We start from the raw sequence: 15,067 nt of genomic DNA on the forward strand, positions 1-15,067 counted from the left end.
AGCTATTCTAATGGTAAAGGTGTTTGGGAAAAATATGAATTTTTTTAAAAAGATTATTCTAACTGATTCAACCAATAAAGAACAAGGTTATGTATCAAATGTAACCAGAGTTGATCTGCTTGGCTTAACTGGCAAGACGATGACAGATTTGAGACCTGCGGGAACGGCAATTGTCGGCAATGAACGCCTAGATGTTGTTTCTGAGGGAAGTTTTATTAAAAGAGATACCTTTATTGAAGTAGTTAAGGTTGAGGGATCGCGTATTGTGGTTCGTGAAGCCAAAACAATATAACAAGTTAGGAAGGATGAGTACATTTGGATTCTACGACAATTATGTTACTGTTGGCAATCGTTGCGATTGTCATTGTATTAGCGGTATTATTTACCTTTGTTCCTGTTGCACTTTGGATTTCGGCATTAGCCGCGGGGGTTAAAGTATCTATTTTTACATTAATCGGAATGAGGCTTCGTCGAGTTATACCAAGTCGAGTTGTCAATCCGTTGATTAAATCACATAAAGCGGGATTAAACGTATCAACAAACCAGCTTGAAAGTCATTATTTAGCCGGCGGGAATGTTGACCGCGTTGTCAATGCGTTGATTGCAGCTGAACGTGCGAATATTGATCTTCCGTTTGAACGAGGCGCTGCCATCGACTTGGCTGGACGTGATGTTCTGGAAGCGGTACAAATGAGCGTTAATCCAAAAGTAATTGAAACGCCGTATATCGCTGGTGTCGCGATTAACGGGATTGAAGTAAAGGCGAAGGCAAGAATTACGGTTCGTGCAAATATCGAACGTCTTGTCGGTGGTGCGGGTGAAGATACAATTATTGCTCGTGTTGGTGAAGGGATTGTTTCGACAATTGGTTCTGCTAAACGACATACAGACGTTTTAGAAAATCCAGATATGATTTCTCAAACTGTACTAGGTAAAGGCCTTGATGCGGGTACTGCATTTGAAATCCTCTCAATTGATATTATGGATGTTGATATTGGTAAAAATATTGGCGCGATGCTTCAAACTGACCAAGCTGAAGCAGATAAGAAAATTGCGCAGGCTAAGGCAGAGGAACGTCGTGCAATGGCTGTTGCCGAAGAGCAAGAAATGGTTGCTCGTGTTCAAGAGATGCGTGCAAAAGTTGTTGAAGCGGAAGCGGAAGTACCACTTGCAATGGCTGAAGCGCTTAAATCTGGAAACATGGGTGTAATGGATTATATGAACATTCAAAACATCTCTGCTGATACAGATATGCGTGATTCCATTGGAAAAGGAAATAAAAAAGACAAAGATAAGTAAACAGTAATGAGGAAGGAAGGTGTTTGAATGGAGGTCCTCATTGACTTTTTCGTCAGAAACCTTTGGCTGCTTATTATTGTGATTGGGATTATTTCCTCGCTTTCGGGGAAGAAAAAGAAACCGGAACAGGAACAAGGTCCCAACCGGCCGGCTAGACCACAGCAGCGGCCAACTGTACGAGAGGTATATCGTCAGGCGATGCAGGAAATAACTGAAGCTTCTAAGCCTCCGGTGGATGAAGCTTCGACGCTGATGGAGGAAGAGTTTGCTCGGAACCAAGAGCAAAAAGCTGAATTAGAGCGGGCGAAGCTGTATCAAAAGCAGCAGCAGCTTGAACGAATAAAAGCGGCTAAACCTGTGCTTCCTATTGAAGATAACAGCAGTCCGATTTATAACACGAATTTACAATTCGATCAGCAGCGATTAGTTGATGGAATCATCATGTCCGAAGTACTTGGGCCGCCGCGTGCTAGAAAGAATATGAACCGTTCTGGTGTTAGGCGTTAAATCTGAAAAATAACTGTGCTAGAACCCTCTTTTATCTCATACATTGAGATGAAAGGGGGTTCTTTTTTATGACGCGAACTTGGAGGCAACGCTTTAAGCAACTAGTCGTACGCACAATGGACCTTCCTCAAGATGTCATAATGGACCTGCCGCGAATTACGATGATTGGTCAGTTACATATTTACATCGAAAATCATCGAGGGCTGCTTGCTTTTTCGGAAACTGAGATGAGACTGATGCTAAAACATGGTCAGCTATTAATCAGTGGGAGTGCTCTCGTCATCAAGACGATTTTACCTGAAGAAATATTGATTGAAGGTAAAATCGATAAGGTGTTATTTATAGACGAGTAATCTTGGGGAGGTATACCCTTGAAGAATCCATGGACAAACTTAATGACAGGCGTGGTAAAAGTCAAGGCAAATGGTAAGGGGACAGAACGTTTATTAAATAAATTGATGAAGGCTAACGTTCATATTTGGGATGTAAAGCGTAAGGATGCGGAATCCATTATCTTTACGATTGACTACTCTGAGGTTTTTAAGCTTAGGCAGGCGGTTCGGAAGAGTGAGTGTAAGGTTTCTTTTATATCTGGAAGTGGTGGTCCTTTTTTCCTTAAACGATTGCAGAAAAACAGCGGCTTTGTTGTCGGGTTACTCGCTTTTTTATTGTGTATCTTCATTCTGTCCAATATGGTCTGGGGGATCAAAATTGAAGCTGATCCGGCTACAGAACACGAAATCCGAAAGGAATTGGATTCACTAGGGATCAAAGTCGGGAAGATTCAATTCTTTCTGGACAGCCCTGAAACCATTCAACGGAAACTAACTGAATCCATTGGAAGACTGACGTATGTAGGAGTGGATTTAAAAGGGACAATCTATCACTTAAAAGTGGTTGAGAAAAAACAACCAGAGGAAATTATTCGGACAGGTCCTCAACATCTGGTAGCTAAGAAAAAAGCGGTTATTACCGATATGTTGGTCGAGAAAGGACAAGCTAAAGTTAATGTTCATGATTATGTCACGAAAGGCCAGCTGCTCGTCTCTGGTATCATAGGCAGAGAAGAGAAGCCTGAAGTGGTTTCTGCTACAGGAAAAATCATGGGCGAAACATGGTACAAAGCAACGGTTAAAATGCCGCTGAAAACACAGTTTTCTGTGTATAACGGGGATGAATATAGTCGTTATTACCTGACGGGAGGAGGATTTGCTCTCCCGGTTTGGGGCTTTAGTAAGCTAACTTATAAACAATATGAAGAAGAAACGATCAGCCGTCCTTTTCATTTTTTACAATGGGAACTGCCGGTCGGTTTCAAAACAAAAACACAAAGAAGTAAGGAAATCATCGTTCGTGAGTACACAAAAGAACAGGCGGTTGTTCAGGGGAAAATGATGGCTAAGAGTGATTTGGAGAAAATACTGGACGAAGATGCGAGTATCGTTGGGGAGAAAATTTTGCATGAGCGAATTGACAATGGTAAAATTATCTTATCCATTCACTTTCAGGTTATTGAAAATATTGCGACTGGGTTACCAATCATTCAAGGAGACTAACGGATGTCAGAAGATGTGAAAGTTATTAATTTAGAACTGGAATCACCCAACGAAGCATTAGCTCTTTTGGGAAATGGAGATGCGAATGTCAAGGTTCTTGAAAATGAGCTGAGCATATCCATCATTACTAGAGGCGAAGGAATTGCTGTTGCAGGTGAACTGTCTCAGGTAGAGGCTGCACAAAGTATTTTGACAGCATTGCTATCAGTGATTCGCCGAGGAATTAACATCAGTTCAAGAGATGTGGTATATGCGATAGAATTATTCCATAAAGGGACACTTGAATATTTTAGCGACCTTTATGAAGAAGAAATATCCCGGACTGCTAAGGGAAAAGTTATTCGGGTTAAAACACTTGGTCAACGACAGTACATCCATTCAATCCGCAAACATGATCTCGTATTTGGAATTGGTCCTGCAGGTACAGGAAAAACATATTTGGCGGTTGTCATGGCGATTAATGCCTTGAAAAATGGCGATGTTAAACGAATTATTTTAACAAGGCCTGCTGTAGAAGCAGGAGAGAGTCTAGGCTTTCTTCCAGGAGACCTAAAGGAAAAGGTTGACCCATATTTAAGACCGCTGTATGATGCCCTTCATGACCTTCTTGGGCTGGAACAAACACAACGAATGATCGAACGAGGCACAATTGAGATTGCTCCGCTGGCTTATATGAGAGGCCGAACGCTCGATGATGCTTTTGTTATTCTAGATGAAGCACAAAATACGACCCAAGCACAAATGAAGATGTTCTTAACAAGACTTGGTTTTGATTCGAAAATGGTCATCACAGGTGACCGTTCGCAAATTGATTTGCCAAAGGGTGCCAAGTCTGGGCTGCTTCGAGTAGAGGAAATCTTAAAAGGGGTTAAAGGCATTTCCTTTATTTATCTAGAGCAGAGTGATATTGTTCGTCATCCACTTGTTGCCAGGATTATTTCTGCGTATGAAGAAGCGAATGAATAAGTATGTTCCGACCGTCATTTTTGGCGGTTTTTTTGTACCCCTTCACGAGGAAAGATGAAAGTTATCGAAAAAACTGTTATGATTTTACATAATTACTTTATATTACATCTATGTCTGTGGTTGACAGGAGGGAAAGCTTTGGGAAACGTTCAGCGATATCTGGCGAAATTAAAGATACTGTTAGGAAATAGGCTGTTTAAACTGTTATTATTTCTTTTGGTTGGCGTATTCAGCTACATAATGATGGTCTCGAATGTCACTCCAGAGAAAATTAATGTAAAGCTGCTGCAGCCTGCAGAACAGACGGTTAGAGCCACAAAAACGGTTGAGGATACATACCAAACCGAATTAGAAAAGGATGAGGTGGCGAAGCAAGTTCCAGATGCGTATACTTTGAAAAAAGAATATGCTCAAAATAAAGTTGATTTGATTTCTTCTATATTTGATTCAGGTCTTGAGGTTAAAAAAGAAATCGAAGATGAAGAAAAGGCTAAGGAAAGTATTCCTGAACAGGCAGAGTCGCTGAAGGAAAAACTGACAGAAGAGGTTGCAGATGATCTTTCTGACTCAGTCTTCACCTCGCTGGTTAAGGCAAGTGAGCAAGAATTAAGAATTTCGAAGGACCTGACCATCACGGTCATTAATAAGGTTATGACCTCCTCGATTCCATCAAATGAAGTTGAAAATGCCAAGAGAAGGGCTGAAGAGGACCTGAAGTTAACCAGCCTCACTAAAGAAATGAAGCGGACATCAATTGAGCTTGCACGGTATGCGATTATTCAAAATTACTTTTTTGATCAGGAAAAAACAGAAGAACAACGGAGAAAAGTAATTGAAAGTGTCGAACCTGTGAAAATTCTTCAAGGGCAGATTATTGTTGAAGAAGGTCAATTAGTTGATCGTGAAATTTATAGACAGCTGGAATTAGCAGGTTTCTTGAATGCAGAAGACAGCGTGCTGCCCTTCCTTGGTTTAGCGTTGTTTATCTTGATTGTTATGGGAGGATTTTATTACTATTTCCGCAGTTCTGGTGAAGTGAAAACCAGTCAAAGTAATCAGATGCTGATCTTTATCATCACCTTTATGATTACATTGGGTACGATGAAAATTGTTAGTATGGTTCAGGAATTAAAATATGGTGAAATCGCCTTTTTCTTTCCAATCACCATGGCGGTTATGCTGGTTAGAATTTTACTTAGTGAACGTTATGCTATTGCTATGGCGGTTATTTTAGCCGGTTTTGGTACCATCCTTTTTAATGTCCATATACCAGGGAATTTAAATTTCTCTGTAGGTCTTTATTTTTTACTGAGTGGAATCAGTGCGATTATCATCCTATCTAAGCGTAATTTCCAGGCTAAATTACTACAAGCGGGGCTTTTGCTTTCGGGGATGAATATTGTCATACTGTTTGCGATTTTATTGATTACAAATGGACATTACTCAGAGATGGAATATCTTTTCTATGTGCTGGGAGCTGGATTTTCTGGAATTGCTTCTTCGATCTTGACAATTGGTTTATTGCCGTTTTTTGAAGCAGGATTTGGGATTTTGTCATCCTTAAAGCTGATTGAGTTATCGAATCCAAATCACCCGCTGCTGCGAAAAATATTAACCGATGCACCTGGCACTTATCACCATAGTGTAATGGTGGCTAATTTGGCAGAAAGCGCCTGTGAAGCGATTGGGGCGAATGGGCTGCTTGCACGAGTTGGCTGTTACTATCATGATATTGGCAAAACACGACGGCCGCAGTTTTTTATCGAAAATCAGCTGAATCAGGATAATCCGCACGATAAACTGCCGCCTGGGACAAGTAAAGATATTATTATTGCTCATGCTGTTGATGGGGCTGATATGCTTAGAAAGGCAAAATTCCCGACTGAAATTGTTGATATTGCTGAGCAGCACCATGGAACAACACTGCTAAAATACTTTTATCATAAAGTATGTAAAGATGGAGCAGAAATTAACGAAGCAGATTATCGTTATCCAGGACCGAAAGCCCAAACAAAGGAAATCGCTGTTATTGGCATTGCTGATAGTGTTGAGGCCGCGGTTCGTTCCATGAATCATCCTACACAAGAAAAGATCGAAGAACTAGTAAAACAGATTATAAATGATCGAATACATGACAAACAGTTCGCAGAATGTGATATAACTATGAGGGAATTAAGTATAGTTCAGGACTCTTTATGTGAATCATTGCATGGGATTTTCCATTCACGAATAGAGTATCCAGAACTGTCTAAATTAGAACAGAAGGTGAAAGCATGAAATTAGTTATTGATTTTTTAGATGAAACCAATGAAGTATCTGAAGCAACAATCATGCTCGTAGACAGCGTACTACAATTTGCAGCTGAAGCAGAGTCGATTGAGGAAGGAAGCGAGCTGTCTGTTTCCTTTGTTGATAATGCTCGTATTCAAGAAATCAACAAAGAATTTCGCAAAAAGGATGCTGCAACAGATGTCATTTCCTTTGCGATGGAAGAAATGGGAGAAGACGAACTAGCGATTGTTGGTGCTGATATGCCAAGGGTTTTAGGCGATATTATCATCTCAATCGAACGAACGAAGGAACAAGCGGCTGAATATGGACATTCTTTTGATCGGGAACTTGGCTTTCTTGCGCTGCATGGATTCCTGCATTTATTAGGATATGATCATATGACTGAAGAAGATGAAACCGCCATGTTCACAAAACAAAAGGATATCTTAACGGCTTATGGGCTATCCAGGTAGAGATAGACGACACCCGCTTTATAAAAGCTTTGTGTTTGCCTTTCAAGGGATATTTGAGTCCATGAAAACGGAAAGAAATTTACAAATTCATTTTACTGTTGCTGTGATTGTCGTATTCTTTGGTTTTTTCTTCAAGCTGTCGACCGTTGAGTGGTTGTTTGTGTTGCTCGCCATTGCAGGAATTCTTACGCTTGAATTACTTAACACGGCAGTAGAACGAGTTGTGGATTTGGCGACAGACCAAGTTCATCCGCTAGCTAAGCAGGCAAAGGATTTTGCAGCTGGTGCGGTTTTGATTTATGCGATATTTTCTGTCATTATAGGATTATTAATCTTTGTACCAAAAATGATTGATTACGTTGATCGATCATTAAGCCTTTAAAAGATAAGCATTAGTGAGTACAATGAGAGGGAGATGTGAAATGGAAACATCCCGTTTAATTGAAGAAGCAAAGATTGCACGTGAAAGAGCGTACGTCCCTTATTCTACATTTAAGGTTGGCGCGGCTTTGTTGACCACTGATGGAAAGGTGTACCATGGCTGTAATATCGAAAACGCTGCGTATTCGATGTGTAACTGTGCAGAGCGCACGGCTTTATTTAAAGCCTACTCTGAGGGAGACAAGGAGTATGCGGCTATTGCAGTTGTAGCAGATACACCAGGTCCGACCGCTCCGTGCGGGGCTTGCCGTCAAGTCATTTCAGAGCTGTGCCCGCGCGATATGAAAGTTATTTTAACAAACTTAAACGGAGACATCAAAGAACTTACAGTAGAGGAATTGCTTCCAGGAGCTTTTTCACCGGAGGATTTAAATGGATAAATTAGTAAGCGATACACAGGTAAAAGGGTTCAAATCAGGTTTTATTTCGATTATTGGCCGTCCAAATGTCGGTAAAAGTACGTTTTTAAACCGTGTAATCGGGCAAAAGATTGCTATTATGAGCGATAAGCCGCAGACAACACGTAATAAGGTTCAAGGGGTATTAACCACTAACGATTCTCAAATGATCTTTATCGATACACCAGGTATCCATAAACCAAAACATAAACTTGGCGATTTCATGATGAAGGTTGCTACGAATACACTTAAAGAAGTAGATTTAATTCTCTTTATGATTAATGCGGTTGAAGGTTTAGGACAAGGCGATCAATTTATCATCGAAAAACTGCAAACAACAAACACGCCTGTTTTCTTGGTGGTTAACAAAATCGATCAGCTGCACCCAGATGACCTGCTGCCATTGATTGAAAAATATCAAAAGCTATACCCGTTTACAGCAATTGTTCCAATTTCAGCGCTTGAAGGAAATAATGTGGAAACACTGCTTGAACAAATTAAAGTACACCTGCCAGAAGGACCGCAATTTTATCCAGCTGACCAAGTAACCGATCATCCAGAGCGTTTCATTATTTCTGAATTAATTCGTGAAAAGGTACTGCACCTAACACGGGAGGAGATTCCACATTCAGTAGCAGTGGCAATCGATTCGATTAAGAAAATGGATAATAGCGATACCATTAATGTAATGGCAACGATTGTGGTTGAACGTGATTCCCAAAAAGGCATTGTTATCGGCAAGCAAGGCAAGATGCTTAAAGAAGTGGGCACGAGAGCAAGAGTTGATATTGAGAATCTGCTGGGTTCTAAAGTCTTTCTTGAAATGTGGGTGAAGGTTCAAAAAGATTGGCGCAATAAAGCGTCTCAGCTTCGTGATTTTGGATTTAATGAAGATGAATATTAATAATTAACATATATTACGTCTCATGAAAATCGATACAAGGGTCAAGATAATCTTAAGGTCGGAGCCTTAAATTTGCTAGTCGGAAGGTGGGCTTATAATGTTGAATTTTACCTGGAACGTGTTCAGCCAAACTGGTAATTTGGATACGTATCTTCTATTCAAGGAGATAGAGGTGGAAGGACAAGACAAACCCGAAACAGATGAAGATCTAGCTTTAATGGATTCTATCTCTTAGATGACTCTTGGTCCTGGATTTGGTGGTGGCTTACCTTGCTTCAAAAATGTGAAGGTATCGTCATACGGCGGACTGATTATGGAGAAAACAATAAAATAGTGACTCTATATACCCGTGAGTTTGGAAAGATTGGTGTGATGGCAAGGGGTGCTCATAAACCGAGCAGCCGGCTTTCCACCGTCACCCAGCTTTTCTATTACGGGTATTTTCTTTTTATGCCCTCAAAAGGACTTGGCGGCTTACAGCAAGGAGAAATGATTGATTCGATGCGTTCGATTAGAGAAGACATTTTTGCAACGGCCTACGCTTCGTATGTGGTTGAATTGCTTGATAAAAGTGTCGATGACCGTTCAGCGAATCCCTATCTTTTTGAGCTGCTGCATCAAACGCTGCATTATATCGATGAAGGCTACGATCCAGAAGTGTTAAAGTTTATTTTTGAAATGAAAATGCTTCAAGTAAACGGATTGAATCCCGTTCTTGATCAATGTGCGGTTTGTGGAACAACTGAGGGGGAATTTTCCTTTTCTATTAAAGAAGGTGGCTTTATCTGCCAGAAATGCTTGCAGCGCGATCGATATCATTTAAAGATTTCGCAAACAAGCGTTAAACTCCTTCGGCTGTTTTACTACTTTGATTTATCCAGGCTGGGTAATATTTCGATTAAATCGGAAACGAAGAAGGAACTACAGAAGATAATTGATGCCTATTATGATGAATACTCCGGTCTGCATCTTAAATCAAAAAAATTTCTTAAGCAGATGGATGCAATGAAGGATGTCCTCGGTAAGCGGGAAACGTAACTTTACGAGATTTTTTCTTATCGCTGTTGACAATAGGATTGCACATCGTATAAAATTCTAAACATAAACTTATTCGTGCGTTGATGGAAAGTAGTACCTGAACTCATTCATAAAAGCGAACCTGGGATAGTGTAAGCCGGGGTATGAAAAGTCAGCGAAGGCATTCTGGAGCATTTAGAGTAATAAAAGAGGCCGTATTTACATACGGCAATTAGGGTGGAACCGCGGGTAAACTCTCGTCCCTATGCTAAGGCATAGCGACGGGAGTTTTTTGTTATTTAAAAGTCCCAGTCGACTATGAAAAATTCGGAGGTGCGCAATGAATATTCAAAACATGATTTTAACTTTACAGCAGCATTGGTCCAATCAAGGCTGTATCTTAATGAATGCTTATGATGTTGAGAAGGGTGCAGGAACTATGAGTCCATATACGTTTTTACGGGCAATCGGACCTGAGCCGTGGAGTGTGGCATATGTTGAACCTTCTCGCAGACCCGCTGACGGACGTTATGGCGAAAACCCTAACCGTCTTTATCAGCATCACCAATTTCAAGTGATTATGAAACCTTCTCCTGACAACATTCAGGAACTTTACTTAGAATCTTTAAAGAAATTAGGCATTAATCCGCTTGAACATGATATTCGTTTTGTTGAGGATAACTGGGAAAATCCATCGCTTGGCTGTGCGGGACTAGGCTGGGAAGTGTGGCTTGATGGGATGGAAATCACTCAATTTACGTACTTCCAACAAGTAGGCGGACTTGAGTGTAAACCCGTTTCAGTTGAAATTACTTATGGAATTGAACGGTTAGCTTCGTACATTCAGGATAAAGAAAATGTTTTTGATTTGGAATGGACCGAAGGATTTACTGTTCGCGATATCTTTGGGATGCCTGAATATGAACATTCAAAGTATACCTTTGAAACATCTAATTTAGAGATGTTGTTCCAATTATTTACAATGTATGAAAAAGAAGCTCATCGTCAAATGGAGGAAGGACTTGTTCATCCTGCCTACGATTATGTACTTAAATGCTCTCATGTCTTTAACCTTCTGGATGCTAAAGGGGCTATTTCAGTTACGGAAAGAACGGGCTATATCAGCAGATGCCGTAATCTTGCACGGAAGGTTGCTAAAACCTTCTATGATGAACGGGAAAAGCTAGGCTTCCCAATCTTAGCTAAGAAAGGAGAGGAAGAAGCATGAGTAAACGTGATCTTTTAATTGAAATTGGTCTTGAAGAAATGCCGGCACGATTTGTAACAGCTTCTATTGCGCAGCTTTCAGATAAAATTCAGAAATGGTTAAATGAACATGCAATTGAATTCGGAGATGTTACCCTTTATTCAACTCCGCGTCGTTTGGCTGTAATGGTTACAGATGCCGCTGAATCGCAACGCGATATAGAGGAAGAAGCAAAAGGACCAGCGAAAAGAATTGCGCTTGACGCAGAAGGAAATTGGTCAAAAGCGGCGATCGGCTTTACTAGAGGAAATGGTCTAACGGTAGAAGATATTTATTTTAAAGAAATAAACGGTGTTGAGTACGTTCACGTGAATAAATTTACGAAGGGGCAGCCAACCATCCAACTGCTTCCTGAACTTAAATCAATTATTACGGGCATGACATTCCCTAAAAATATGCGTTGGGCTGACCAGGAGCTCCGTTTTATCCGGCCAATTAAGTGGCTGACGGCTCTCTTTGGTCAAGATATTATTCCGTTTGAAATCGCTGGTGTTGAAACAGGACGCGAAACGAAGGGGCATCGATTCCTGGGTGGAAATGTCTTTATTGAAGCACCAAAACAATATGAAGCTGCTATGAAGCAGGAATTTGTCATTGCAGATGCGAATGTCCGCCGTGAAATGATTCTTGAGGGCATTAAAAAAATAGAAGAAGAAAAAGGCTGGATTATTCCTGTTGACGAAGAACTTCTCGAGGAAGTAAATAATTTAGTTGAATATCCTACTGTTCTTTTCGGTAGTTTTGAAGAAGAATTTCTTGAGCTCCCACAAGAAGTATTAATTACTTCTATGAAGGAGCACCAACGTTACTTCCCAGTGAAAGATAAGGATGGAAACCTCCTATCCTTCTTCGTTACAGTTCGTAATGGAGATGACCGTCATCTAGACATGGTTTCAAAAGGAAATGAAAAGGTACTAAGAGCGCGCCTATCGGATGCTGCATTTTTCTATAAAGAAGATCAGAAAAAGGATATTGCTGATGCTTTGAAGAAATTAGATAACATCGTCTACCATGAGGAAATTGGTACGCTTTCTGAAAAAACAAACCGTGTCAAAAAACTCACAGAACAACTGGCCGATCGATTGAATCTAACAGAGGAAAAAACGTATGCTGTTCGTGCAGCTGAAATTGCGAAATTCGATTTAGTGAGCCAAATGGTATATGAGTTCCCAGAGCTTCAAGGATATATGGGAGAAAAATATGCCTTGTTAAAAGGTGAACCTAAAGAAGTAGCAGCTGCAATTAATGAGCATTATATGCCAAGACATGCTGATGATGCCGTTCCTCCTTCAACAATCGGTGCTGTGTTAAGTCTTGCGGAGAAGCTGGATACGATTACTTCTTTCTTCGCGATTGGTACAATTCCGACGGGTTCTCAGGATCCTTACGCACTAAGACGTCAGGCTAGTGGAATCGTTCAAATTTTACTAGAAAAGAAATGGGCACTTTCGCTTGAGGAAATCTTAGAGATCGCACTTGCAGAAATTGAAGGATCAGATTTCATGAAACAAAGCAGTGAAGAAGTTCTTCAAGAGCTGCTGAATTTCTTTAGAGCCCGCATCAAGCATGCACTTAGTGATGTCGGTATTCGTTATGATGTAATTGATGCGCTGATTCATGGTGAGATTGGACAATTAGCTAAACTTGCTGAACGTGCAGCTGTTCTAGATGAACAAAAAGACAATAGCGACTTTAAGCAGATTCTAGAAGCGGTAAGCCGGGTTATGAATATCGCAGGTAAATGTGAGACGCCTGTAACAGTGGATCCAGCTCTATTTGAAAATGAATATGAGCAGGCCTTGTACGAATCGTTCGTAAAAATATCCGCTTCCTATGCTAAAACAAGCGATGAAAAAGAACATTTTACTCTTCTTTCGTCGTTACAAAAAGATATTGAGAATTATTTTGAACACACGATGGTTATGGCTGATGATGCAGCGGTACGTAAAAATCGGTTGTCGCTTATGAAGGAAATTAGTGATTTAGCTGCAAGTTTTGCTGCTATGAATAAAATTATCACTGCATAAAATAATCGCAAATACCGGATATCCCAATTTTTACAGGGTATCCGGTATTTGTATAAACAGAAAAAAGTACGGTTGTCCGGTAAAGACTTTATCCGCATTTTTTTCCGTATACATGGTATAGTATAAGTATTAATACATATATAAAGTACTTACATTCAGTTAGGTTAATATAGGGTGGTGATTAAAATCGAACTGAGTAAACGTCAGGAACGAATATTGCAAATTGTAAAGCAAGATGGGCCAATTACTGGTGAGCATATTGCCGATCAGCTTGGTTTGACAAGGGCGACGCTGCGACCTGACTTAGCGATTCTAACGATGGCTGGATTTCTTGATGCCAGACCACGTGTGGGATATTTCTATACGGGGAAATCCGGAACTCAATTGTTAACCGACAGCTTAAATCACATCTATGTAAAAGATTATCAATCGATTCCTGTTGTAGTCGATGAGAGTATCTCCGTATATGATGCGATCGTTACGATGTTTTTGGAGGACGTAGGCACGTTGTTTGTTGTTGATAAACATGCGCTGCTCGTAGGGGTGCTTTCGCGAAAGGATCTTCTAAGAGCGAGTATTGGTAAACAGGAGCTGACAACCATTCCTGTTAATATTATTATGACGCGCATGCCAAACATTACGGTATGTACTCGAGAAGATCTGTTGATTGACGTGGCTAAGAAATTGATTGAAAAGCAAATTGACGCGTTACCAGTTGTTAAAGAAACAGAGAAGGGCTTTGAAGTGACTGGACGAGTTACCAAGTCCAATATTACAAAAGCGTTCCTTGAGTTAGCTGATGAAAGCTACTAGGAATTCAGGGGGATGGGGAAAATATGGGGAATTCAATTATTTATGTAGTTTCCGATTCTGTAGGAGAAACGGCTGATATGGTTACGAAAGCTGCAGCCAGCCAATTTGCAAGTGCGGCTTTTTCATTAAAGCGGATTCCATATGTTGAAGATGAACAACATATTGAAGAAGTAATCGGACTTGCAAAACTCGAAAATGGAATTATTGCGTACACACTTGTTAAGCCTGCAATCAGAACGTATATGAAAACCAGAGCTGAGCAGGAAGGAATTATATCTTATGACATCCTCGGACCATTAATTGATATTCTTCAAGTTAAATCAGAAGTGGCGCCCTTTAATGAACCGGGAATGGTACGTAAACTGGATGAAGATTACTTCAAACGAGTTGAGGCAATTGAATTCGCAGTTAAATATGATGATGGAAGAGACCCAAGAGGGATCTTAAGAGCCGATATCGTTTTAGTCGGCGTTTCGCGGACATCAAAAACACCGCTGTCCCAGTACTTAGCTCATAAACGATATCGTGTCGCTAATGTACCTTTAGTTCCAGAAGTAGATCCTCCGGAAGAATTGTTTTTGGTTTCACCAGAAAAATGTTTCGGACTAAAAATCAGCCCAGAAAAATTGAATGATATTCGCCGGGAACGCTTAAAAACTCTCGGATTGAATGATCAAGCCATCTATGCAAACATGGAGCGGATAAAAGAGGAATTGACTTATTTCGATTCAATTGTCTCACGTTTACAATGTCCTATTATTGATGTTACGAATAAAGCTGTTGAAGAAACAGCTAATACATTGATCAATCTTATTAATAACCGCCGCTAGACCATTCTGATTCTGTAGATTGACCATTACCATTGGTACATGTGTTATTCTGAGGGCCTTTATAAGGCTCCTTTTTCTTTGTAACCTGTTGAATTTTTCAAAAAAATTTCTAGTAGCATCTTTACGAAAAATGTATTATAATAAAAAATTGTGAGAAAAATGTTTTCTATAGGTTTAGAGATCATATATCCGGAATAAACTATAAATAATGTGAAGTCAAGGTTTTCTTCGTGAAATTATTCGACAGAATCGCATATCTATAAACATTCGAGGGAGAAAAAAAGGATAATGCAGAATG

General features: G+C 40.2%; 17 protein-coding genes and 1 other annotated feature. All 17 genes read left to right on the forward strand.

Translation table 11 applies throughout. The features are described from left to right. On the forward strand, nucleotides 1-292 hold a 292-nt coding region (locus AC52RT_RS02925), incomplete at its 5' end, for an NfeD family protein (RefSeq protein WP_495539363.1). Between the two features lie 41 nt (nucleotides 293-333). Beyond that, nucleotides 334-1,299, forward strand: coding sequence for a flotillin-like protein FloA (gene floA, locus AC52RT_RS02930; RefSeq protein ID WP_445669984.1), 966 nt, complete (start codon nucleotides 334-336; stop codon nucleotides 1,297-1,299). 27 nt (nucleotides 1,300-1,326) lie between these two features. After that, nucleotides 1,327-1,806 (forward strand): YqfB family membrane protein, encoded by a 480-nt coding sequence (locus tag AC52RT_RS02935; RefSeq protein ID WP_495539364.1) that lies wholly within the window; start codon nucleotides 1,327-1,329, stop codon nucleotides 1,804-1,806. Between the two features lie 68 nt (nucleotides 1,807-1,874). After that, entirely contained in the window at nucleotides 1,875-2,159 is a 285-nt protein-coding gene (gene yqfC, locus AC52RT_RS02940) for a sporulation protein YqfC (RefSeq protein ID WP_495539365.1), read from the forward strand. Nucleotides 2,160-2,177: 18 nt separating this feature from the next. After that, on the forward strand, nucleotides 2,178-3,362 hold the full coding sequence (yqfD, locus tag AC52RT_RS02945; protein WP_495539366.1) for a sporulation protein YqfD: 1,185 nt from the start codon (nucleotides 2,178-2,180) through the stop codon (nucleotides 3,360-3,362). A 3-nt stretch (nucleotides 3,363-3,365) separates the two neighbouring features. Next, nucleotides 3,366-4,328 (forward strand): PhoH family protein, encoded by a 963-nt coding sequence (locus tag AC52RT_RS02950; protein WP_495539367.1) that lies wholly within the window; start codon nucleotides 3,366-3,368, stop codon nucleotides 4,326-4,328. A gap of 138 nt (nucleotides 4,329-4,466) precedes the next feature. Further along, a complete protein-coding gene (locus tag AC52RT_RS02955) occupies nucleotides 4,467-6,605 on the forward strand; it encodes an HD family phosphohydrolase (protein WP_495539368.1) in 2,139 nt (712 codons plus the stop codon). After that, complete coding sequence (ybeY, locus tag AC52RT_RS02960) at nucleotides 6,602-7,072, forward strand: rRNA maturation RNase YbeY (RefSeq protein WP_495539369.1); 471 nt, start codon at nucleotides 6,602-6,604, stop codon at nucleotides 7,070-7,072. Before AC52RT_RS02955 ends, ybeY begins: the two co-directional genes overlap by 4 nt. Continuing rightward, nucleotides 7,056-7,454, forward strand: a complete 399-nt coding sequence (locus AC52RT_RS02965; protein ID WP_495539370.1) for a diacylglycerol kinase family protein — start codon at nucleotides 7,056-7,058, stop codon at nucleotides 7,452-7,454. The genes ybeY and AC52RT_RS02965 overlap by 17 nt, the downstream gene beginning before the upstream one ends. A 40-nt stretch (nucleotides 7,455-7,494) precedes the next feature. Next, complete coding sequence (locus AC52RT_RS02970; protein ID WP_430168153.1) at nucleotides 7,495-7,893, forward strand: cytidine deaminase; 399 nt, start codon at nucleotides 7,495-7,497, stop codon at nucleotides 7,891-7,893. Beyond that, on the forward strand, nucleotides 7,886-8,815 hold the full coding sequence (gene era, locus AC52RT_RS02975; RefSeq protein ID WP_495539371.1) for a GTPase Era: 930 nt from the start codon (nucleotides 7,886-7,888) through the stop codon (nucleotides 8,813-8,815). The genes AC52RT_RS02970 and era overlap by 8 nt, the downstream gene beginning before the upstream one ends. 97 nt (nucleotides 8,816-8,912) lie before the next feature. Next, on the forward strand, nucleotides 8,913-9,050 hold the full coding sequence (locus AC52RT_RS02980; RefSeq protein ID WP_495539372.1) for a YqzL family protein: 138 nt from the start codon (nucleotides 8,913-8,915) through the stop codon (nucleotides 9,048-9,050). 35 nt (nucleotides 9,051-9,085) lie between these two features. Next, nucleotides 9,086-9,853: a DNA repair protein RecO gene (gene recO, locus AC52RT_RS02985; protein WP_495539373.1), complete on the forward strand. Its 768-nt coding sequence runs from the start codon at nucleotides 9,086-9,088 to the stop codon at nucleotides 9,851-9,853. Between the two features lie 71 nt (nucleotides 9,854-9,924). Beyond that, nucleotides 9,925-10,100, forward strand: a binding site (T-box leader). Between the two features lie 72 nt (nucleotides 10,101-10,172). Then, nucleotides 10,173-11,060: a glycine--tRNA ligase subunit alpha gene (gene glyQ / locus AC52RT_RS02990; protein WP_495539374.1), complete on the forward strand. Its 888-nt coding sequence runs from the start codon at nucleotides 10,173-10,175 to the stop codon at nucleotides 11,058-11,060. Further along, nucleotides 11,057-13,126, forward strand: coding sequence for a glycine--tRNA ligase subunit beta (gene glyS, locus AC52RT_RS02995; RefSeq protein ID WP_495539375.1), 2,070 nt, complete (start codon nucleotides 11,057-11,059; stop codon nucleotides 13,124-13,126). Before glyQ ends, glyS begins: the two co-directional genes overlap by 4 nt. 174 nt (nucleotides 13,127-13,300) lie before the next feature. After that, on the forward strand, nucleotides 13,301-13,939 hold the full coding sequence (gene ccpN, locus AC52RT_RS03000) for a transcriptional regulator CcpN (protein WP_495539376.1): 639 nt from the start codon (nucleotides 13,301-13,303) through the stop codon (nucleotides 13,937-13,939). Between the two features lie 23 nt (nucleotides 13,940-13,962). Further along, entirely contained in the window at nucleotides 13,963-14,769 is an 807-nt protein-coding gene (locus tag AC52RT_RS03005) for a pyruvate, water dikinase regulatory protein (protein ID WP_495539377.1), read from the forward strand. The last annotated feature ends 298 nt before the right edge of the window (nucleotides 14,770-15,067 follow it).

Source organism: Peribacillus sp., assembly GCF_059453735.1.

Excerpts from the sequence above, each read along its gene's own strand:
- floA (WP_445669984.1), top strand. The coding sequence starts at position 334 with ATGTTACTGTTGGCAATCGTTGCGATTGTCATTGTATTAGCGGTATTA.
- AC52RT_RS02935 (WP_495539364.1), top strand. The coding sequence starts at position 1,327 with ATGGAGGTCCTCATTGACTTTTTCGTCAGAAACCTTTGGCTGCTTATT.
- yqfC (WP_495539365.1), top strand. The coding sequence starts at position 1,875 with ATGACGCGAACTTGGAGGCAACGCTTTAAGCAACTAGTCGTACGCACA.
- AC52RT_RS02950 (WP_495539367.1), top strand. The coding sequence starts at position 3,366 with ATGTCAGAAGATGTGAAAGTTATTAATTTAGAACTGGAATCACCCAAC.
- ybeY (WP_495539369.1), top strand. The coding sequence starts at position 6,602 with ATGAAATTAGTTATTGATTTTTTAGATGAAACCAATGAAGTATCTGAA.
- AC52RT_RS02965 (WP_495539370.1), top strand. The coding sequence starts at position 7,056 with ATGGGCTATCCAGGTAGAGATAGACGACACCCGCTTTATAAAAGCTTT.
- AC52RT_RS02970 (WP_430168153.1), top strand. The coding sequence starts at position 7,495 with ATGGAAACATCCCGTTTAATTGAAGAAGCAAAGATTGCACGTGAAAGA.
- era (WP_495539371.1), top strand. The coding sequence starts at position 7,886 with ATGGATAAATTAGTAAGCGATACACAGGTAAAAGGGTTCAAATCAGGT.
- AC52RT_RS02980 (WP_495539372.1), top strand. The coding sequence starts at position 8,913 with ATGTTGAATTTTACCTGGAACGTGTTCAGCCAAACTGGTAATTTGGAT.
- glyQ (WP_495539374.1), top strand. The coding sequence starts at position 10,173 with ATGAATATTCAAAACATGATTTTAACTTTACAGCAGCATTGGTCCAAT.
- glyS (WP_495539375.1), top strand. The coding sequence starts at position 11,057 with ATGAGTAAACGTGATCTTTTAATTGAAATTGGTCTTGAAGAAATGCCG.
- AC52RT_RS03005 (WP_495539377.1), top strand. The coding sequence starts at position 13,963 with ATGGGGAATTCAATTATTTATGTAGTTTCCGATTCTGTAGGAGAAACG.